Genomic DNA, 21,750 nt, shown 5'->3' with positions numbered 1-21,750 from the left:
AAAGGAAATTTCCTATTGCAATATGGCTCTCCGTTCGACAGAGCCATATTGCAATAGGAAACTCATATTGTCTTATTTTTTTGATTCCGGCATTAATACCAGCCTTGCAAAGTTCTTGCCGCTCAGATACTTATTGGCAGCTGCTTTTAGCAATGAGGGACTTGTATTTTTCATGTCAGAGACAAGATGCTCCGGTGATTTCAGCAGTTGTCCGGTTTGAATATTCTGATCAATGTAGCCCATCCACCAGCCGTTGGTCCTGATCTGAGTTTCATGGCGCCTTATTCCTTCAGCAATAACTTTGTCCACATTCACTTTTTCCGGGCCTGCATTCTTTAATTTATTGATTTCATCCTGCGTTGCTGCGATGAGTTTCTCTACATTTTGAGGTGAACAGGCAAACGAAACAGTCAGAGTATACCGGGCCACAGGAAATTTGATAGCGGAAAAAGAAACTGAGGGGCTGTACACACCAGCCTCCTCCTCTCTCAAACGCTGCGTAAGACGGATTAGCAGCACTTCCTTTAACGCATCCAGCTCAGTGAGATTGGCCGAATTGTAATCGCATAGTCCGGAGTGTACCAGCAGCACGTTTGCCTTGTCTTCAGTTCCTTTATATACAGTCTTTTCAATTTTTCCCTCGGGTACATGGATATCTAACTGATTTGGTTTGACAACACGGCCGCTAGCGGGTAAGGCGGCGATGTATTGTTCCAGCAGTGGTTTTATACTATCTACTTTAAAGCTGCCAACAAATGTAAAAGTAAAGCCACTTGCGTCTCCAAAACGCTCCCTATAGATTTCGTACATCCTGTCAAGGGAAAGCTGGGTCAGTTTTTCCATACTCGGGCCCGTACGCCTGGGGTGGTAATTATTCAATATCGCAGAAACTGTATCCTCGAAAACAGCCATCGGGTCGTTTTCCCTGTTACTGAGGCTCGACCGTCCTCCGTTCAATACCTGCTCAAATTGATCACCATCTTTCCGGGGTTGCGTAAAAACACCATATAAGAGTTCCAGAGCGGCAGGTAAATCCTTCAGCGACGCACCTCCCCTTACAAACTGCATGGATTCTGAAATTCCAGGACGCACCTGAAGCTCCTTACCTGTCAAATATTTACCAAGCTCAAGATTATTTAAATTACCCACGCCAAAGGAACCAATGATATTTGCAGAATTGGATGCCGACTGAAAATCCTTTTCCGGGTAAACACCAGCCCCACCCCATGCAAAACCTCCGAAATGCACCGCGTTGTTTTTAAAATCAGTTGGCTTAAGAATAACTTTGACACCATTGCTCAGAGTAAGCTTTGTTATATTCAGGACTGCGTCTTTTTCTTCTGAAACTATTTTGCCGGCCACGGGCATCTTTAACAATAAAGTATTACTGGCTGCCCGATCCACCTTAGCCCGAAGATTTTCTGACTCCACTTCTTTGATCCAGGAATTAAAAGTAACCTCATCCGGAAGGCTACCTTTGTCCTTCTCCGGAGCTGTCAGAATCACGTCCCTGTCTATATTTTTAAACTGGGCCTTAGCAAAGTTAGCCATGTGCATAAGTGTGATCTCAGGTAGTACCTTCGCTACCAGCTGTGTTTCATAATCGATGCCCGGGGCTGCAAGATCAGACATGAAATGAGCAACATATTCCTGCACATATTGTTCAGAATTGATCTTGCCTTTTTCCCTGGCTATTGCGTCAAACATAGATTGATGATTGATTTTTACTCTGGCCAATTCAGACTCGGTAAAACCAAATCTGCTGATTCTGACGATTTCACGCCATACTTCCTTAAAGGCTTTTTCCATTTCACCTGTCCTGCTACCTGCTGATATGGTAAGTGTATTTAAACCGCCAAGGAACTCGCCAATACTTGCGCCGCCACTAAGTAAAGCTGTGCTTTTGCTTTGATTGAGTTCATTAAACCTGTTGCGTAACATTGAACTAAATAATTGCTGGATGATACTCTGTTTATAGTCTTCAACCGTTTTCAATTCCGGGGTTTTACTCTTTATCACCACCTGAACTGCGGTAGAAGTAATCTCTTTGTCAGTAACTACCAGAAATTGATTCCTTCCTGATAATGGAATTGTTGGAACCTCATGAGGCCTTTCCTGTTCAGGGTTTTTAAGATCAGAGAATTTTTTCTTTATCATGCCTTCAATTTCATCCGGGTTGATGTCTCCAACTACAATTAATGCCTGAAGGTTCGGACGATACCAATCTTTATAAAACGAACGAATGGTTTCAGGTTTGAAATTGTTAAGTATTTCGTCTGTCCCGATTGGCATTCGCCTGGAATATAACGAGTGGTTGGTCATCATAGGAAAAGTCTGCATTTGTATACGTTCCTGTACTCCTTTTCTTGAGCGTTTTTCTTCCAGTACAACTCCTCTCTCCTTTTCGATCTCTGAAGCTTCAAGCCTGGCTTCCTGCGCCCAGTCACGTAGAATTTGAATACCATTTTTAAGAATTTCAGGATCATCAGCCGGGAGAGGGAGCTGATATAAAGTCTGGTCAAAACTGGTGGATGCATTGATGTCAGCCCCAAACTTTAATCCTGCTCTTTGCAGGTAATCCACCAGTGTATTCTTAGGGAAATGTGTAGTTCCGTTAAAACTCATGTGTTCTACGAAATGTGCCAGTCCCTGCTGCTGGTCCGTTTCTAAAATGGAACCTACTTTATTGACCAGGGAAAGCATTACCCGGCCTTGGGGTTCCGAATTCTGTCTGATGTAATAGGTAAATCCGTTAGAAAGCGTCCCTTTACGAACATTGCTGTCAAGGGGAAGCTGGGTTTCCTGCGCCCGGCAGGCACCTTGGCTGATGGAAACAAATAAAATAACAAGCAGCAGTCGCTGCTTCATAAATATCCGATTTTTCATTTTTTTAAGTTAGTTTTTTAAGATTGATCTTTAAACAGTCCTATAATCCCCTCATTTTCAATAATCATCATACCTTGCCGGTCCTCTGTTACCCCTTCTTTTAGCTGGTAGGTATATTGAGGTACTGTGCCCTTCATTACTGTAGGCAGATAAGCAAAAGCAATATGATCGCCTGCTGTTTTCAACGCAGATGCTACTTCAATGATGTGTGTGGAAATGATGAAAAAACAGTTTCTATATTTTGAGAACGCTTCAGTCACCGCCAGTGTCCCATCATAGGCATCTTTAACATTAGTTCCCTTAAAGAGTTCATCAAACAGCACTGCCAGATTTTTCCCTGACGCAACTTCTTCAGCCACAGTTTTTACCCGCAACACTTCCGCATAGAAATGACTATATCCCATATTCAGATCATCTGCGACATTAATAGAAGAATAGATTCCATCTAATGTAGAAAACGTCATACGGGAAGCTGCCACGGGAAAGCCCATATGGCCCAGGTATATGGCAATCCCGAATGCTTTCATAAAAGTAGACTTACCAGCCATGTTGGCCCCGGTAAGGAATAACAGGTTTTGATCTTTTCCGAAGGAAACGGGATTGGCAATTCCCTTCTCTAAACCCGGATGGCGCAGGGAATCGATTTGTAGTATATTTTCTGATTTAGGTAAGGCCTTTGCATATCGTAAACCGTGGAGCCTGGCGACCTGGCTAACGGTAATATAGACATCGAGCCGGTACATTCCGTTTAGCAACTGCTCTATTTCATCCTGGAGCACATATTTTAAAATGTGGTTGTATCTTGCCACTTTTACCAAACTCAGGTGCTTGTTATTCCGTTCTTCATCCAACCAGCCCAATCGTCTGTCTTGAAAAATATCCGCAAGCATTTGCCGCTCCTTTGCATACGGACTGCCGGAATCCTTATCAGACTGAAAAAGAAAGTCACGAAATAAGTTCAGCACCTCTATACTGGCTAACAAGCCGGCGTACACTAGCTGATACTGCTCATCACGTAAAAAATTCGCCGCGAATTTTTGATATGCTGAGCAGGCAAAGGCTGCAATGAAGCTATTTTGGCTGCCTGTCTCCAGGTAGGTTTCCATTTGCCGGAATAACACGGTTTGAACAGAAAAGTCTGTTTGTTGCTGCCCGAAATAAGAAAATAGCGCACTGCGCACATTGATCTGATGATGATCAGTAAGCGGCTGCCGGAACATTTCCTGAAGCAGCCTTTCGCCCCCGGATGTTCGCACCTGATTAAAAATGCTATAAATGGAATCGGGCTTGTATTTACCCAAGAGGTTCAGATCGGTGACTGTTTGTTTATCTGCTATAAAGTTCATAGTCAATTATTGTTCTTTGCCAGTCCTGCTTCAAGAATATCCAGAATACCCTCGTTGTTAATAATTACCATCCCGTGCCTGTCAGCGGTTATCCCTTTTTCGAGCCGGTAAGTATAGACCGGCTGATTGCCATCCATCAATGTGGGCATATAAATAAAATTAATATCGGGGCATTGCCCTTTCAATACTTCACCGGCTTCAATAATATGAGTCGAGATCACAAAAAAGCTTTTCTTTTTTGCCGCAAAGGCCGCTGTAAAAGCAATGGTTGCCTCGCTGGCGTCTTTTACATTTGTACCTCTGAACAATTCATCGAACAATACGAATAAGCTTCTTTCCCTCAGTTCAAGCGCCATTTTTTTTGCCCTCAACACCTCCGCATAGAAATGGCTTGCACCCATTCCCAGATTGTCGGGCAGGTTTATAGTGGTGTAAATGCCATCTAAAACGGAAAATTCCATAGCCGAAGCAGCTATCGGAAAGCCCATATGGGCCAGAAATAATGCGATACTCAAGGATTTCATGAAAGTTGATTTGCCAGCCATATTGGCTCCGGTCAGAAAAATCACGTTATTTTTCTGACTGACTTCTACCGAATTGGCAACCGCATTTTTTACATGCGGATGGTATACATCTTGTACATTAAGCACATAAAGATGATTCGGTACTGCCTTTGCAAAAACAAAACCATGTATTCGCGCAACCTTCGCAGCGGCACAATAAACATCCAAAAAGTAGATGTGGCGTAACAACTGTAAAATCAATTCTCTGTGCCGAAACCTGAACAACACATCATAGTCAGATATTTCCAGATTTGATAGTTTGCCCGGTTCCTTTTGTGTGATGAAAACAGCAAACGAAGGCTCGGCTAGTAACTGCATTATGTCATCCCTATCGGTATGATAAGGATGAACAGCGCCAAGGTTAAGGTCATTAACAAAACGATGAAAACCTCTTAACACCTTAACCAAGGTTATTACACCTTTGTGAAGCGCAGCTGTTTCCACATCCGTAGCTATCAGGTTGGTTAACCTTTTACTGACCGAATGCTGCTGCGCAGCCAGTTTACTCCTTTCGTCTGTGTTGTCCAGATAAGATTCAATGGCATCAAAATCCCCATTCTGAAAAGGAAACGCTATATTTTTAATGGCCAGGTACTGAATGATACCACTTCTTTTATTGATGGCATTTTCATCTGATAACGGATAACTAAACATTTCTTTTAAAAGCAATGCTCCTCCCCTTGAAGCGGTATGGTTAAACAACTGGTAAATGGAATTTTCACCGTATTTACCGAAGATGTTCAGGTCTTCCAGCGTCTGCTGATCTGTTGTAAATAGCATATGTCCGTTTATTTCCTTTTACGTCTGACTAACAATATGATAGCAAAAGCCAAAACCAGTCCCGGAAGAATCCAGATAAAAATAACCCTGTTGACCTTAACCTTCGCAGTGGACAGCGTCGTACGATTGTCTTTAGATTCGGGTCTAAACGTGTCAATAGGAAATTCTCCATAACTTAACCAACTGAACAGAGCGGTACTGAATTCAAAATTGCAGTTTGGGACCATATCTTTCCTCAACTCACTATTGCTCATAAAGTCGGCGTCTCCCGAAACAATGATCCGTTGCTCTTTTCCATTTATTGTCCTGGTAAGCGCTACAGCTGTAGGAAATGATTGTTGGATATCTCCATCGGTAGCAGAGAAAACGACATTCGATGAATCCACCACATAGTTATTTTTTCTCAGCCAGCTTTTCTTCGCATTCGTAAGCAATAAAGCAGTGACTTTAAAAGGTCCCTGTGGATCATGAGCAATCGCAGTTGCCCCGGGCATACTCACGATAAGTCCGTCGGCCCGCTTTGAAGCGAGAATTTTAGAAAAGCTTGACGCAAAACCAGTAACCGTGTTCTGGGACAAATTTTGTGTAAGGTTCTTGTCTGGTTGCACAATAGAGCCAGGCATCAATTGTACTCCCAATTGCTTTAAAATTGGGTTCAAAATATTCTGCTTACCCGGCTCTCCCGCAATCAGCATATTTCCTCCCCGGGCAATATAAGCTTCAATCTTTGACGAGGTTACTGCGGACAAGGCCCTTTTCGGATCCGCAATTACAATCGCAGAGATCGATTGATCTATATGCTGAGTTTCCAGCGAAAGTGTGTCGGTATCAAATCCCTGGTTGATCAATGAATACCTGTAGGGTTTCGTATTGGTTAAAAACTGGTAATCCCGGTCCCCGCTTCTATCGATATCTCTTTCCAAATTTCCCTTCAAAAATGAAATTTTGGGAAATTTAGCGGAAAGTAATCGTTTAAATGCCGCCGAGACTTCAGTCTCACCCGGATACATTTCTTCATCATTGAAGAATCTTAAAAAGGTTTTTTTGTTTTTGTACTTCAAATGCATTACCACACGGTTATTTTCTGGTTCCAGATCCATAATTTTATGGATTTCTACAGGTGGCAAGAAGTTATTAAGGTCCAACCTGCTATTTTTGGCATGCAGTTCTGCCTTTTCTTTTAAACTCTTACCTGGATACTGACTTTCCAATATCCTGTTGTTATATGGCGTATCATAATAATCCACATATTTAAAGCTGATGTTTGGTTTAAATCTGGCGTAAGGCTCCCATACATCCAGGTACCTGTTGCGAAGTTGAGGAAGCCCCAGAAAACCCAGGTTATCCAATAAGTTGCTGTACATCGTAACCTCAAGTTCATTAGTACCCAGTTCTGTAATAATTTTTTGCGCATTAACCGACAAGGTCATTTTTTGATTTCTGGTCGTATCCAGATAACCTGTAATGGCCGGCCTTGAAGTAATATATCCGATAGCAAGGGCAGAACATACAACAGCAGTGTACCTGGAAGCATGCACCCAAAACGGTTTAGACTCTCTTCCGGCTTTAAGTTTAAAAATAGTAAAGCTTAAAAATATGTAAACGATGATCACGAAGTAAATGATGTCCTTGGTCGTGATTAACCCGTTGAGCATCTTTTCGGTACGGCCATAAAGAGAAAGGAAATAAGTAAGATCTCTGACAAAATCAATTTCCTGCCACCAACTGCCGATGTAGGACAAAATACCGATCATTAAAAAACTACTAATGGCCGCAACGACCTGATAGGTAGTCAGGCTGGACATAAACAAACCAATAGCTCCATAAGCACACAGAAGCAGGTATAATCCCAGTACACTGGAAATTAGCATGCCAGAATCCAGGGCTACAAGATGAAAGAAGCCAGCAGCCATAAAAACCGTAACAATGGCCACCAGAACCAGGCTGTAAATCATCATGGCAAGGTATTTCCCAAATACGATATCCCGGATTTTAACTGGCGAAGAATACAGCAGTTTAATGGTGCCGGAGTTGATTTCACGACTGATCAGCCCCATAGTAAGTAAAGGCATAAAGAGGTAAAGGTTACCCATTACTTTATTAAAAACTCCACCTTGACCGGCAAAGACCCGGCTGGTCAGATCCTTCAATAGCTTAAGCTGCAATCCACCCATTTCCTGAGCCATGACAATATTATCTATCATATCCATATAAACCATTGCACAGGTAACCATGAATGCAATGATCAGAAACCATGCGATCGGTGAATAGAACAGATTCTTCAGTTCCGTTTTTGCTATTTTATATATCATTTTCTTCTGTTTTATCTTGACTTGGTTGATAACTGTTTAAATACTTCGTCAAGCGCAGTTTTATCGAGATTGATTTCCTTCAACCTCCAGCCATTCTGTACACTGGCGACAATTATCCTTTCTGAAATATCCTGGTTGCCACTAAAATAAATCCGGATCTGCCTCTCGGTCAGGAACTGAACTTTTTCAACGCCTTCAATTTCAAGAAGCGCTGCTTCTACTGGCGGATTTTCCATAAACATCAGCGCACTATGCGGCTCGACATAATTATTGAAAGCTTCCATCGTGTCTTCGAATACAATCCTGCCCGCCTCTATCATTTTGATGTCTCTGCAGAGTACCTGTACTTCAGATAGAATGTGAGAGGAAAAGATAACCAGACGATCAGCAGCAATCTCTTTGATCAACGTCCTTACTTCTATGATCTGATTGGGATCCAAGCCATTGGTTGGCTCGTCTAAAACAACTACTTTTGGCTGATGTATTATGGCCTGGGCGATACCTACCCTTTGGCGATACCCACCGGACAGGTTGCCAATCAGCCGTTCACTGAAATGTGTAATGCCACAACGTTCCTTGGCATCTTCCAGTGCAGGTTTAATTTTCTCTTTCGGTATAAGCCTGAGTTCTGCGCAATAGACCAAATATTCATCTACAGTCAGGTCCGTATATAAGGGTGCGCTTTGTGGCAAAAAACCGATCTGCCGTTTGGCGAGTTCAGGCTGCTCGCGCAAACTGATACCGTTTATGAATACGTCACCTTCAGTTTGGTTCAACACCCCGCATAAGATGTTCATAATTGTCGATTTACCAGCACCGTTGGCGCCTAACAGTCCCACGATTCCACTGTGGTCAATTTCCATATTAATGTCCCGGATAGCCCAGGAGCTGGCATACTTATGGGACAAATGTTCAATTTTAATGATACTTTTTTCCAATTTTTTCTTTGTTTAAGGGTGTTAGCTAGCTGGCCGACTGAATGGTTCAGCAGCGCTTGTATAATAATTTAAGTAGTTGATATGCTTAAGGATTGTCCGGCAGATCTGGGTTAGTACTGCTAATGCGATATGGCAATTTCATAGTTAACCGCACTGGCCGCAAAGGGATGACTACCGAACTCTGTTCTGAATAATTAAAAATGGTATGGGTATAAATTTTACCATTAAATATAGGATCTACAGACTCCCTTCTCATATCAAACCAGCGGTAGCCCTCCATTGCAAATTCACGGATACGTTCTTCAAAAATATACTTCACCATTTCTGAAACGCCGGATGTGCTTTCAACAGGTATATCCGCATCTTCAGCAGGCATTCGATTCTTACGTAACTCCTCAACGTCTGCTTTTGCTCCGGGAAAATCATTTAATCGGGCTTTAGCTTCTGCTCTCAACAAATAAAGTTCTGCCATTTGCAAACCAAACCTGGAATACCTGACGCCATATTTCCTAAGCCTTCCTGATGGATTTGGTTCTTGATAGGGAAACTCGGCGGCATAAAATTTCAGCCTTAAGTCGGTAGGTTTGAATAAACCTTCGCTTTTGGGATCTAATACAAAAGCATCATTCCCATAGCCCGTCCCAATATCGGTATCGTTATAAAAATCTTTTGATACTATGGATTCTGTAAAATCAAGATAGTTTTTGCCAGGTGAATTGGAAGGACCGTCAAAATTGATGGGACTGAACTTTCCACCGGCGGCAAATTCCTGATTATAATTATACAATACTGCTGGTATCGTCCTCGCAGCGTTATGTGTAAAAGCAGCGTTGAACAGATCGAGGGCCTCTGCATTTCTGCCCATGTATAAATATACTTTTCCCAACAGGCCTTCGGCAGCCGCTTTATTAAACCTTAACCCATTGGAGTTACTCAACGGCAGGTCTGTGATGGCTTCAGTGAAGTCTCTAATGATAAAATCATAAACGGCCTGCACCGTGCTACGGCTGAAGTCCCTTACGGTCATATCCGACGCCAATATCATTGGAAACCCGGGATCTGTACCGGCAGTCGCCGCCACATACGGCTTTCCATAGAAGTTAATCAGCTGAAAATAGATCCACGCCCTGTTTGCCTGGGCCTCGGCTTTGATCGCTTTTTTTTGTTCAATGGAGCCGTGGGACGCATCCATCACCTCATTGATCACTTTGTTGAGAACATATAGCTGTTCCAGCCAACTTCTGCTGGCCCTGTCTATATCTTCAGGTTGGTTTAGCTGATCTTCCCATCTGAAGGCAACTTGTATATAGGCAGTAGCAGTATTGAAATAGGCAGCCTCCGCAGCGACTTCATCACCCATCAGTGCTGGTCCCTGCCAGCCTCCGGCTACACTATAATGACTAAGACCCGGATCATTCATCAGTAAATCGTAATCCTTAACCGTTACCGCCACCTGATTTCCTTGCGGAACGATATTCAGAAAGTCTTTTTTACAGGAGAGCTGTGTGAAGCACAACAGGCTCATTAAAACTGTAATATATTTATATCTGTACATGATATTTCTAAAATTAAAATGTAACATTTAAACCAACACTATATGACCGCCCTGCCTTATCCAAAAGCGGATACTCCGGATCTATGCCAGATTTATTTGCCTTCCACAACATATAATTTGTACCCTGCACATACACATTTACCTGCCCCACGCTTAAACTCTCTAATAGGTTTGAAGAAAGGCCATAGGAAAGTGTGATGTCCTTAAGCCTGACGAAAGAAGCACTGATCACATTGATATCCCCCATCCTGTAATAATTGATATCTCTTCTGGTAAAATCATCCATTTCATTAAAGCTGTAGGATGGTATGTTGGTAAAAGCTTCATCCCCCGGATTTTTCCAGCGATTCTCAAAGTCAGCGAATATATTGGCGCTGTAAGAACCGGCACTTCCGGTTAAGCGACCTGAAGAAATGTAACTTACCGGTTTACGCATCACTGCACCAATACTATAATTAACATTAGCGGTCAGGGAAATTCCTTTATAATATAGCGTATTTCCTACACTGCCATTATACTTAGGGAGTGTTGTACCCATATAAACCAGATCTTCGGGCCGGGCCGCCTGTCGCTGCTTTGTTACTGTTCCGTCCGCCAATTTGATTTGTGGATCTCCCATATTGTCGAGACCAGCAAAACGATAAGCAAATAATGAAGGATTACTATAGCCAACACGATAATTACCCGTTAGCCAGGCCAAGGTTGTAAGCTCGTGCTGTTCAGGAACCGAATAGGAAACCAGTTTATTAACATTATAACCTAACACTAAACTACTTGACCAGCTGAAGCTCCGTGTCCGGATGTTCTCTGAACGCAGAAACAATTCAATTCCATTGTTTCGGATCTTGCCGATATTCCCAATTGCGGATTCTCCCCCCGCAAGTGGATTGTATTGCACCAGGCCCAGCAGATCTGTTGTATTTCTGCTATACACATCTATGCTACCACTCAGTTTTGATTTTAACACTGAAAAATCCAGCCCAAAATTAAGCGTCTTAGTACTTTCCCACCTTAATCCTTTATTTGCCATTGATGCAAGCTTTAGGTTGCTTCCAAGAGTAGGATCAGTATCTGCATATAAAACATCTACCATAGAACCAGCTCCCAGATAAGGAGAGTTTCCTGTGATGCCGAAAGTAGTTCGCAATCCCAGATTATCAATCCAGTTTACCGGATTCATAAACGCTTCTTTTGAGATCAGCCATTTACCACCAATGCTGTAAATCGGTTTTTTCTGCCCCGAGTGTTCTGTTGCAAACAGGCTGCTTTTATCCAGTCTGATGCTCCCGTCAAGCATATATTTATCGCTGAAGGAGTAATTAAACAAACCAAAATAGGAAACAAAACGTGACTTCGCCGAGTAGATCGCATAAGGCTGTTCATTAAACATACTGAAACCCGATCCAACCGCGCCGAAAAGCGGTCTGCTTAGTGCGACATAATCTAGTAAGGCGTATGTTTTTAATACATCATCGTAGCCCCTTAGTGTATTGATGGTTGTTTTACTGGACTGCTCCTGGGCTTCCTGACCTATTTGCACGTTTAAACGGTCCCTGCCTTCTCTCAAAGAACCGTTGTAAACCAACTGGTTCCTGATGGTCCAATTTTCAGACAAAGATTCGTTGGTAACGTATTTTCCTCCGGTTATCGGCAAGTAATAAACCGGAGCGTCTTCTGGTGTATTTGCCACCGTAAAATTTAATAACTCTCTTTTCATTGTGTATTCTGAGATATCAGAATAGGTGAAAGAACTGCCCGGAGATTTCTGATAACCATAAGTCCCCTCAAAGCTGAAACCTTTAAATAATTTAAGTTTAATATCTGCTGTATTGTTAAAGCTTAGCATATTCCGGCTGCTATATTGTTTCTCAAATTCATCAAGCGGAGTATAATTCAAATCCAGACGGCTTCTGGCCTGGTAACCGGCCCTGGTTTCAGCCGTCCAGCCTTGCAGGTAATTCATCTGGATATTATTTCCGTCTTTATCTTTAAACAATTGATAAGGGAGGAAGTCTCCGGCAACCTTGATCGGATTTTTATTCTTGTCCAGTGTATTGTTCAAAGATGTAGATAGCCTAATGCTTAGCCAATCGGATGGAACGATACTTTGATTAAAGTTTACGCGGTATGCATTATTGGTCTGTCCAGGTGTACTGGTGTGGTTCTTGGTATAGGATATAGAACTATAAAAAGAATATTTATCCCCTCCCCCTGATGCCGAAATCGTATGGTTTGTGGAAAATGCATTGCGGTAAAAAAGATCCTTTATCTGTTGCCGGTTATCTATAGCACTTAAACTATCCAGGCCTCTATTGGCCTGTGTTTCGGAAATCAGGCCGCGGTATTGATTATACATGATCAGTTCATGTGGCGCAATGAAATCTGTAGTAAGTGAACTCCAGGGATAATTGACCGGATCAAAGAGCTCCCTGGCAGTCTGAATGTACTGGGAGCTATTCATGTACAACCCTTTTTTAAAATCGGGCTTCCCCTGAAAATTGATAAAACCTGAATAACTTATTTTAACCGCCTCGTTCCTTTTTCCTTTTCTGGTAGTTATCACAATAACTCCGTTTGCTGCCTTTGCACCGTAAATTGCTGCTGCTGCTGCATCCTTAAGCACAGTAATGTCTTCCACATCGTTCGGATTGATGTTATTGATGTTTGGCATCTGGACACCATCCACCACATAAAGCGGTTGGGATGACAGGTTAACACTGCCTTTACCCCTCAATATAAAACGATCATTATTGGTATTGTTTTCCAGGATTAACATACTCCCGGTCTCAGTATTCGGCTTATTGATCACAGTAAGTCCTGCAACCAGCCCATCCAGCCGGCTCATGATGTCAGTGGTACCTGTGCGATTATGAAAAGCCTTCATATCTGGTTTACTAAAGGAGCCTGTTACGCGCTCTTTAGCAATGGTCTGATAACCCGTAGAGACAACCACCTCCCTAATTGTTTCAACATTAAGCCTCATGGTGACATGAAGTATTGATCTACCTCTTACACGTACGGTATCTGTTTTATAACCTATATAAGAAAAGATCAGTGTAGAATTTTCAGGAATTGTACCAAAATAAAAATAACCATCTTCCTGAGATTGAGACATTAGTGGTGTATTTAACATCTGAATAGTCACCCCTTGCAGCGGTTTTCCATTTTCAGTCTTTACATACCCCTGAACGATAATCGGATCAATCTGCGCAACCGGCTGTTTAGGAGAGATGTCCTTTTTTGAGACAACTACAGATTCATCCTTAATTGTAAAATCCAGATTCTGGTCTTTAAAAATTCTTTTTAGGACCTCTTCCAGTTCAACATTGCTGACCTGGATATTCACAGGTTTGGCTTCATGAAGCATGCTGGAAGATACCAGGAAGTCTACACCAGTTTGCGCTCTGATTTTGTCAAAAACGGTCACCAGTGAAGCTTGTTTTTCAGACAAGGTAATCCGCTGTGCAACAGAGGAAGCACTTACCTGCATTATGGCTATGATTAATATTAGGGTGGTGAGCCTCATAATCATCAGTAGTTTGGCTATGGCGTGCGGTGGAACCCATAGTTTTTTGGTGTAAAAACTGTACATTCGCTTGGTTAGGTTATGCGAGTTGCCTTTTCATTTTCGACGATGGGTCAGGCAACCGCGGTTCGTTGATTTAATTTATTGACGTGAGCCTTACTTAGTCAGGGTTCCGGATTCGTCCGGTTCCCTGGCTTATTTCTATCTAGCCCGCAAATTAATTTTGTATTTTTATTCCCTTACGATCACCCTCCTTCCTTCTACTTTGAAATGGACCAATTTGGTGTCTTCTAACATTTTTAATACTTGATTGATATTTTTAAAGCGGGATATTTTACCATTAAAACCATCTTTGGTAATATTTCCCTCGTAGCTGACTTCTACGTTGTACCAGCGAGAGATACTTTGCATAATCGTCTGTATATTCTCATCTTTAAAGCTGAAGTGACCGTTTTTCCAGGCAATTGCCTCTTCGATATCGGCCTGATTAACTTTGATTTGGTTGGCACTCGTCACGATGGATTGCTCATTGGGTTTAAGTATGATATATCCAGGAAATTGTTCCTTCTTCCCATCTCGCTCTAATGAGGTACTGGGTGTAGCAATGCGTACGGATCCTTCCAGTAGTGTCGTTTTTATGTTGCCTTCGTCATCGTATGCTTTTACATTAAAATGTGTACCTAACACGGTGATCTCCTGTTCCGGCAGGTTATCGCTCTTTTTAACTTTTACCACAAAAGGATGTGCTTTATCCTTAAAAATTTCAAAATACCCCTCGCCACGAAGCCTGATCATCCGCTTCCCACGCTCAATTAAAGAAGCAGAATAGGTCAGACTTGAAGCAGCATTTAACCATACCAAAGAACCATCCGGCAAACGCAGCCGATAAGTTTCTCCTTTAGCAGTAGTTAGAGTATTAATTTTGTTTGGTTCTGCAGCGGAATGCTGTATTTCATAAACAATCTGGCCGTCTTCAGATTTGGTAATCATCACACCCGCTTCTTTAGCCAATTCACCGTTTGCAGCATTAGTTAGTTTAATTTTTTTCCCGTTCGCAAGTGTAAGTGTTGCGCCAACCTTCCCCGGAGCAACATCATTTACTACTACCTGGTCACTACCAGAAATATTTCGTAACGAATCAACCTTAATTGTGTAAAACCATACACCAAAAGCAATCGCTATTACCGCAGCTGACGCTGTCAAAATACGCGGCCAAAGCCAAAACGTTCTTTTTTGTTGAGGGTGCAGCACGATATATTCATAAAAAGATCTTGCTTTTATTGGCTCTATACCCGCAAACCCCTGTTCATCAAAATCCCAGAGGTTTTCGGTTAAGTCCTCCAACGTTTCGGAAAACTCGGGATTCTTAGCCAAAATCCTTAATTCCGCCAATTCAGCGCCAGTTAAAACCTTGTCCAGATGTCTCTGATATAAATAGCTTACTCTTTCCTTATCCATAACTGTTAGAAAAGAATGAATTTAGCGTTAATATCACACTAAATTAACATCCTTTTATTAACTAGTCAATTGAGTAGGAAATTCGAGGTAATTGAAATTGAAATATTTTAAAGTACTTGTGAATTTTCTCTCTTGATGACACACTTTTTCCTCTTTTAGTGGCACAGGAGCAATACTATTCATCTTATTAACAGGTGTTTATAACTATCTCCATTTTCAATTTTCCCTTTGTATAGCTTTGTGACATTGTTCATAAGAACTGACAATGATTGTAAAACCAGTCCGAAGGATCGGTACGAGCCATCGTTCGATTACGGGCAAGCATCTTTCCCGGCGCATATTAGCTTACCGGCCAAACCTACTTATTACAAGAAACAATGGCGTCTTGCAGTCTCATTCGTGTGCATGGACTGTAAATGCTATCTAAAAGACAGGTGCCCCAATTGCAATCAGGGAGCAACTAATACGAATATAGGTACCGAGGGATTTTTGGAACAAAGTGTAAGAGACCTTTTTCTGTCCTGCGGTCGATGTAAACATGACGTTAGCAGGTGCAAGCCGGAAATTGCGCCTGCTTCAATAATAGGAATGCAGACATCGATCAATGAGCGCCTTAATCAGCGATACACTGAATCGAAACGATATTCAGTGGGGTTCTTCCAGGTTCTGCATAAAACGACTACCCTGCTTTTGAGCAAATGGATCAACGATGATCACCACCGCTTTCTGGAGGAAATCTATGAGAAGAATCGTGTTCCTTACAAAAGTTTCAACCAGACGACCATTGCAAAACTGTCTTTAAAAGATCAGGCGAATCTACATCTGATAGGCCATTGGCTGCTTGAACATTGGCCTGGCAGGTTCATTAAATACTGTAAGAAGCACAACCTGCCGAGTAATGATCTTTTAAAGCATTATGGAGAAATCCCAGGCTAGTTCTCTGGGCCAGTATCGACCGAGCTTGAAGAACGGCTTCCAACACCAACAGCCAAACCGGGACATAGAAATGTGATTCAACTGAAAGTTACAGAACAGAAATATATGAAAATGAGCACACTGACTTCTATGGATCAGACTATAACTACGATGCCGACGACCGATATTATTCTGAGGGATACAAGGAAAAATCAACAAGATATTGGTTCCCAAAGAAAAATAAATATTGTGCCAATGACATTATATTCAAGCAGCTAAAAAGGGCTGGGAATAGAATAGAAGCAAATAAAGTGTGCCATCAAAAGAGAAAATCGTGTGCCATTAAATGAGAAAGTTCACAGTACTTTTAGTTTACATCTTTTGATGCACATCACAGTAATTTAAAAATGATGACAAGGATGGCCAGATCAGTGTTTTTCCGAATATATTCTCTTAAAAATTTTAAGGCCAACTTCATATGCGTCTGAACGGTGCCATGAGAAATATTCAGTTTAGCAGCGGCTTCTTCGTATTTAAGCCCTTCCCTCTGGCAAAGCTGATAAACCTGGCGCTGCTGAAATGGTAAAAGCTCTATACCCTGTTCCAGTATTTTTCGAGCTTCATTCATCAAAATTCCCTGCTCAGTTTCCTGATGCCCTTCATGGTAACCAGCCTTCAACTCTTTTTCCACTTTAGCTTCCAGCAGCCTACGCTTAAAAGCATTAACCGCTTTACGTTTGGTCAGTGTTTTCAAGTAAGCTTCCAGGTTTTTAATTTCAGTTAGCTTTTCGCCCTGCTGCCAGATGTATAACATCACCTCCTGAACAATTTCCTCTGCAGGTTGCCGCTCATGGAGCAACCTAAGGGAATAACGAAAGATCTTATCATAATAGCGGTTAAAAACTATTTCAAAGGCGCGCTCATCCCCATTTGCAATTTTAGCCAACTGTTCTTTGTCATCGTAAAGGGACGTAATTGCCATTTGTAATGTCCTAACCTTTAATTTGCGGAATCAAAAGCCAATATTAAAGAAATATTTCGGAACTTAAAGCAAATTTGACCGGTATCCCCATATTAAGCTAGTGTCGTGTCATGCTTAAGTTGACGGATAAAGCTTTTTGAGCTTTGTCCTTGCGTCCTTGGCTGTAAATTGCCAATTGATTTTACTGTTTTTATTATTCCTGGCTTTTTGCCATGCTGCTACTTCTGTTTTTACTTTATTAACAGTATTGTTCGACTAAAATAAATCAATAACGCATAAACTATTAGGGGCTTTGCCCCTTTTTTTATGCCTTGCCTTTATTTTTTACCCGGACAATACTGATAAATAATTTTGATAAATATAAAACCTTTAATACCTTGATGTAAGAGTTTAACTCTTACATTTTGGATTTACAAGAATAGAGTTGAAATTTTCCAAGTAATCGTGCTGGCCCTATTTGTATTTGTCTGGAACCGCATTACTACTCATATTTATTAACTAAACAACTATGTTGTTTATTAAAAAACATCAATATCCTACTGTTAATTATTCAACAACCTTAACTTAAACGAAATGACACATTAGGAAAGCAACATTTTTGATTGCCTGCTACTTATTAGGGACATATCATTCATGAGCACATATAATCATTTCTTATCTTTCACAATTTAAAATTTACCAAATGAAAAACTCAAATTAAAGGTACTTGAGCCTGGTGCTAATGAAGTATTGTTCCCACTACAATTAAAGAATATTTGGGGAGGTGCCGGCTCTGGAGGTACCGGAGCCGGGATTCCATGTACTGCAACAGCAGAATTTGGATCTGGACCAGGAGGTAGAACTGTCTCTTGCTCAGGGGTCGATCATTGCGATGCACGGGACGGACACTCTGTTACATGCGATCGTGATGGATTTGGAAATCCTTACACCGTTGCTTGTTAACTTTAACAGAACCGCTTTTCAACATTGATTACGAGCATATGAAAAAATTAAAATTAACAGCTCATGTAATACAGATCCTTGTTCTGCGTCACCTACTAGTCAATGCTGTGTTGACTGCCCAACCGGAGGTAAGACTAAAGATTGCGGTTTTGGAGTAAGGTGTCATACTGATGGCACGAAGATTAGATGCGGTGAGACAGGTGCGTACGAAGAAATGTGTTAGGATAAAAAATTTCAGATCTGATTATCCTCAGCCTAACATACCTCTATTATGCTATTGCAGTTAAGGATAATCTCCCTTCGTTATTCAAAAAAAATCTGAGCTATGCAATTAAGAGAGATTCTAATGATGCTATTTTTGATATGTACTTTTAAAGGTATCGCTCAAGATGCTGATAAGTTTGTAATTTTCGGAAAAATTGATGGTATTGGCAACACAAAAGTTCTTTTAGGTAATAAACCTAGCAGAGGGTACTCAGGAGCATTCAAGGTCAAATATTTCGATTCTTGCTACAGCAAAAATGATAGTTTTACTTTTAAGGGACAAGTAAAAGGCTTAGATTTTTATTCAATCGAAGTCCCAGCAGTAGCAAAAGGTTGGGTTAGTTTTATACTAGAGAATGAGGAATTAAATATAACTGGTAATAAAGACTCGGTATACAATTCAAAAGTTACAGGATCATCTCAAACAAATGTATATAACTTCTATTGGGATACAATATATTATCCCGCTCTATCGAAAGTTAGAAAAGTACAAGCAGTAATTGATAGCTTAAAAAAAATAAATGATACAATTGAAATAAAACAATTAGAAAGAGATTTCATTACCCCATACTATGCCAATCGAGAGTCTACTCTGTTTCGTTTTATTGAAGGTCATCCATCCAATTATGGAATGCTATACGAATTATGGAGTATATCTAATTTTATCAAGTTAGATACTGCAATAAAATATTATTCAAAACTAACTAACAAGTTGAAGGAAAGTGCTCTCGGTAAAAAGTTAAAGTACAGGCTTTTCGATTATCCTGAAAAAACAGCCCTACTAAAGCCTATCCCCTTTTTCTCAATGCCTGACACTACCCAGAATCTAAGAACCATTTCTGAGTTTCGTGGAAAATATGTCATAATTGATTTTTGGGCGAGTTGGTGCGGACCGTGCCTTGAAGAATTACCGCAATTAAAAGAGTTATATAATCGCTTCCATTCAAAAGGAGTTGACCTATTAGGCATTTCGTTAGATACAAATAAAAAAATGTGGACTCAGTCTATAATTAAAAATAAAATTCCGTGGACTAATTTATCAGATCTAGAAGGTAGTAATAATAAAGCAGCCGTTTTATTAAATGTCAACGAAATACCTTCAAAATTTCTAATTGATCCTGCGGGTAATATCCTTCTAAAATCAGCATCCCTAGCTGAGATCGAAAAAGCACTTACAAATAGATTACTCCAATAATTTATACTACATTAAAAAAACAGCAAAATAACTCATTGGAAATCAGGCTTAATGAATATGTGGAGAATTATACAATAAATAAGACTTCTTTGGTTCAAAAGGGCAAATTTTCTAACATTAATTAAACAGTATAAATTCAAAAATTCGACCATATAATAAATTAAATCCTGTCTGGCCTCCATTGGCGACACGCCGAAAACTAATTGCAGATTATTGGTATAATGCTTTTCTTCACTATACTTCTATAGTAATTATAAGCACCTTAATGGTGACCCAGATTTTTAGCCCTTCCTTGTCGCAAGCCGGCAGGCCAGAAATCAGACCTGCCTACCCTACTCTTTTATGGAAGGTGAGTTGCGGAAATTATTAAGTCTGCGACCTCCTTTGGATGGGTTATATAGACACAATGGCTTGCACCTTCTACTTCCACTATTTTTTTACTATTAGCCCTTTTGGCATACATCCGTTCTAACTCCGGATTGATAATCCTATCGGATTTTGCCACCATATACCAAACAGGTTTCGTTTTCCAGGCTGGATTTTGAATGATGGCATGGAATACCAGGTCAGCAGTAGGCGTCTGGGAATTGGCCATAAAATCTGCTTTTGATTTTGACAAATCACCGGCAAAATCAGCGGCAAACATCTTTGGGTTGATGTAGTCCCAGCCGTCATTTCCCTTGATCAGTGATTTATAGGCGGCCGGGAAAATCTTGCCGTTGTCAGCTTCAGATTCACCATGAGCAGGTGCATGCGCGGCAATATATACCAGTCCGCGAACCAGGGAGTCATTACCCGCCGTTGTTATTACGGCTCCTCCATAGCTATGCCCTACCAAAATACAAGGTCCGTCCTGCAGGTTAATTACTCGTTTTACCGCAGCCACATCACCTTCAAAGGTAGTCAGCGTAGGCTGGGCAATGCTCACCTTGTAACCTTTCCTTGTGAGGATTTCATAGACCTGTTCCCACCCTGAGCCATCTACAAATGCACCATGAACAAGCACAATGTTTTGGATTCTCGTGGAAACCTGAGCTTGTGTTTTTGAGACAAAAATCGTCATGATAAAAATAATCAGCATTTTAAATGTACGAATGCTGCGATTGGGATTTGAGTTCATAATATGCTTTTTATTATTGTTCATAAAACGAAAGAATGCCGTCATTTTTAATTCTGGTGCCGGTAATCCGACGGTGACTTACCGGTTTTGTTTTTAAATATCTTTGTAAAGTGAGAGGGGTGTTCAAAACCCAGTTCAAATGCAATTTCACTGATGTTTTTATCTGTGCTCCACAGCAGGGATTTCGCTTTGTCTACCAGTTGCAGATGGATATGTTCCAGGGTGGTTTTACCAGTATACCTGTTCAGCAGGTCAGAAAGATAATCAGCAGAGAGGTTGAGCCGGGAAGCGAAGTATTTTACGTCAGGAAGTCCGTCATCGATCAGCGAGTCCTTTGAAAAATAGTCCAGCAGCAGACTTTCAAACTGCTGGACCAGGTCCTGACTGGGCTTGGAACGTGTGAAGAACTGCCGGTCGTAAAAACGGGTGCAGTAGTTAAGCAGCAATTCAAGGTTATTTACGATCAATTCCTGTGAATGTTTGTCTATATTTTGCGAATACTCCTGCTTCACGTTATCCGCGCAATTTCGCAAGGTCTTCTTTTCATCCTCGGATACGTGCAACGCTTCATTGGCATCATACTGAAAAAATGAGTATCCATGTATCTTTTTGCCCAGCGCGGTCCGGTATAGCAAATCAGGGTGAAAGAATAATCCCCATCCATCCTCATAGGAAATATAACGCTGTGTAGAAACAGCCTGCCCCGGTGCGGTAAATACCAATGTGCCCTGATCAAAATCGTAATGAGAACGCCCGTAGCCCATTGATCCTTTTAACTGTTTAAGATACACGGCATAAAATCCAAGCCGGAACGCGGTTTCTTTTTCCGGAAAGTTATTCCTGCTGACCTGCTGCAACTGAAGGAAAGAAACCAGCGGATGTTTCGGTGGCGGGCAATTGTAGAGTTTATGTAGCTCATGTATAGTATTGATATCGACGAATGATTGTTGCATACATAACCGATTAAG

Annotated in this window: 12 protein-coding genes and 1 pseudogene; 1 reads left to right on the top strand and 12 read right to left on the bottom strand. The window is 41.2% G+C overall.

Going from position 1 to position 21,750, the window contains the following annotated elements; genetic code table 11:
• Positions 1–72 precede the first annotated feature (72 nt).
• From ACMXI2_RS02245 to ACMXI2_RS02200, 10 genes and pseudogenes are all read right to left on the bottom strand, one after another.
• A complete protein-coding gene (locus ACMXI2_RS02245; RefSeq protein ID WP_483780100.1) occupies positions 73–2,868 on the bottom strand; it encodes a M16 family metallopeptidase in 2,796 nt (931 codons plus the stop codon).
• 35 nt (positions 2,869–2,903) lie between these two features.
• Complete coding sequence (locus ACMXI2_RS02240) at positions 2,904–4,232, bottom strand: MutS-related protein (protein ID WP_483780099.1); 1,329 nt, start codon at positions 4,230–4,232, stop codon at positions 2,904–2,906.
• A 2-nt stretch (positions 4,233–4,234) separates the two neighbouring features.
• Positions 4,235–5,575: a MutS-related protein gene (locus tag ACMXI2_RS02235; RefSeq protein ID WP_483780098.1), complete on the bottom strand. Its 1,341-nt coding sequence runs from the start codon at positions 5,573–5,575 to the stop codon at positions 4,235–4,237.
• An 8-nt stretch (positions 5,576–5,583) separates the two neighbouring features.
• Positions 5,584–7,887 carry a Gldg family protein gene (locus tag ACMXI2_RS02230; protein WP_483780097.1) on the bottom strand — a complete coding sequence of 768 codons (2,304 nt, stop codon included), beginning with the start codon at positions 7,885–7,887 and terminating at the stop codon, positions 5,584–5,586.
• 11 nt (positions 7,888–7,898) lie between these two features.
• Positions 7,899–8,825, bottom strand: a complete 927-nt coding sequence (locus tag ACMXI2_RS02225; protein WP_483780096.1) for an ABC transporter ATP-binding protein — start codon at positions 8,823–8,825, stop codon at positions 7,899–7,901.
• Between the two features lie 85 nt (positions 8,826–8,910).
• Positions 8,911–10,245, bottom strand: a complete 1,335-nt coding sequence (locus ACMXI2_RS02220) for a RagB/SusD family nutrient uptake outer membrane protein (RefSeq protein ID WP_483780095.1) — start codon at positions 10,243–10,245, stop codon at positions 8,911–8,913.
• 148 nt (positions 10,246–10,393) lie between these two features.
• Positions 10,394–13,870, bottom strand: a complete 3,477-nt coding sequence (locus tag ACMXI2_RS02215) for a SusC/RagA family TonB-linked outer membrane protein (protein WP_483780094.1) — start codon at positions 13,868–13,870, stop codon at positions 10,394–10,396.
• A 267-nt stretch (positions 13,871–14,137) separates the two neighbouring features.
• A complete protein-coding gene (locus tag ACMXI2_RS02210) occupies positions 14,138–15,364 on the bottom strand; it encodes a FecR family protein (protein ID WP_483780093.1) in 1,227 nt (408 codons plus the stop codon).
• Between the two features lie 1,306 nt (positions 15,365–16,670).
• Positions 16,671–17,261, bottom strand: a complete 591-nt coding sequence (locus ACMXI2_RS02205; protein WP_483780092.1) for an RNA polymerase sigma factor — start codon at positions 17,259–17,261, stop codon at positions 16,671–16,673.
• A 114-nt stretch (positions 17,262–17,375) separates the two neighbouring features.
• A pseudogene (locus tag ACMXI2_RS02200) lies at positions 17,376–17,495 on the bottom strand (IS630 family transposase); the annotation flags it as partial.
• Between the two features lie 1,033 nt (positions 17,496–18,528).
• On the opposite strand from ACMXI2_RS02200, the gene ACMXI2_RS02195 reads away from it, so the two are divergent.
• Positions 18,529–19,662 (top strand): redoxin domain-containing protein, encoded by a 1,134-nt coding sequence (locus ACMXI2_RS02195; protein ID WP_483780091.1) that lies wholly within the window; start codon positions 18,529–18,531, stop codon positions 19,660–19,662.
• A gap of 340 nt (positions 19,663–20,002) precedes the next feature.
• On the opposite strand, the gene ACMXI2_RS02190 is transcribed toward ACMXI2_RS02195, so the two are convergent.
• The gene (locus tag ACMXI2_RS02190; RefSeq protein WP_483780090.1) at positions 20,003–20,782 is read right to left on the bottom strand and encodes an alpha/beta fold hydrolase; all 780 of its coding nucleotides are present in this window, start codon (positions 20,780–20,782) and stop codon (positions 20,003–20,005) included.
• Positions 20,783–20,829: 47 nt separating this feature from the next.
• On the bottom strand, positions 20,830–21,735 hold the full coding sequence (locus tag ACMXI2_RS02185; protein ID WP_483780089.1) for a helix-turn-helix domain-containing protein: 906 nt from the start codon (positions 21,733–21,735) through the stop codon (positions 20,830–20,832).
• Positions 21,736–21,750: the final 15 nt, after the last annotated feature.

The sequence above is a fragment of the Chitinophaga sp. G7 BAM 1005 genome, from assembly GCF_057126945.1.
The sequence above is the reverse complement of the archived record's forward strand: the minus strand, read 5'-3'. Positions and strand labels throughout refer to the sequence as shown.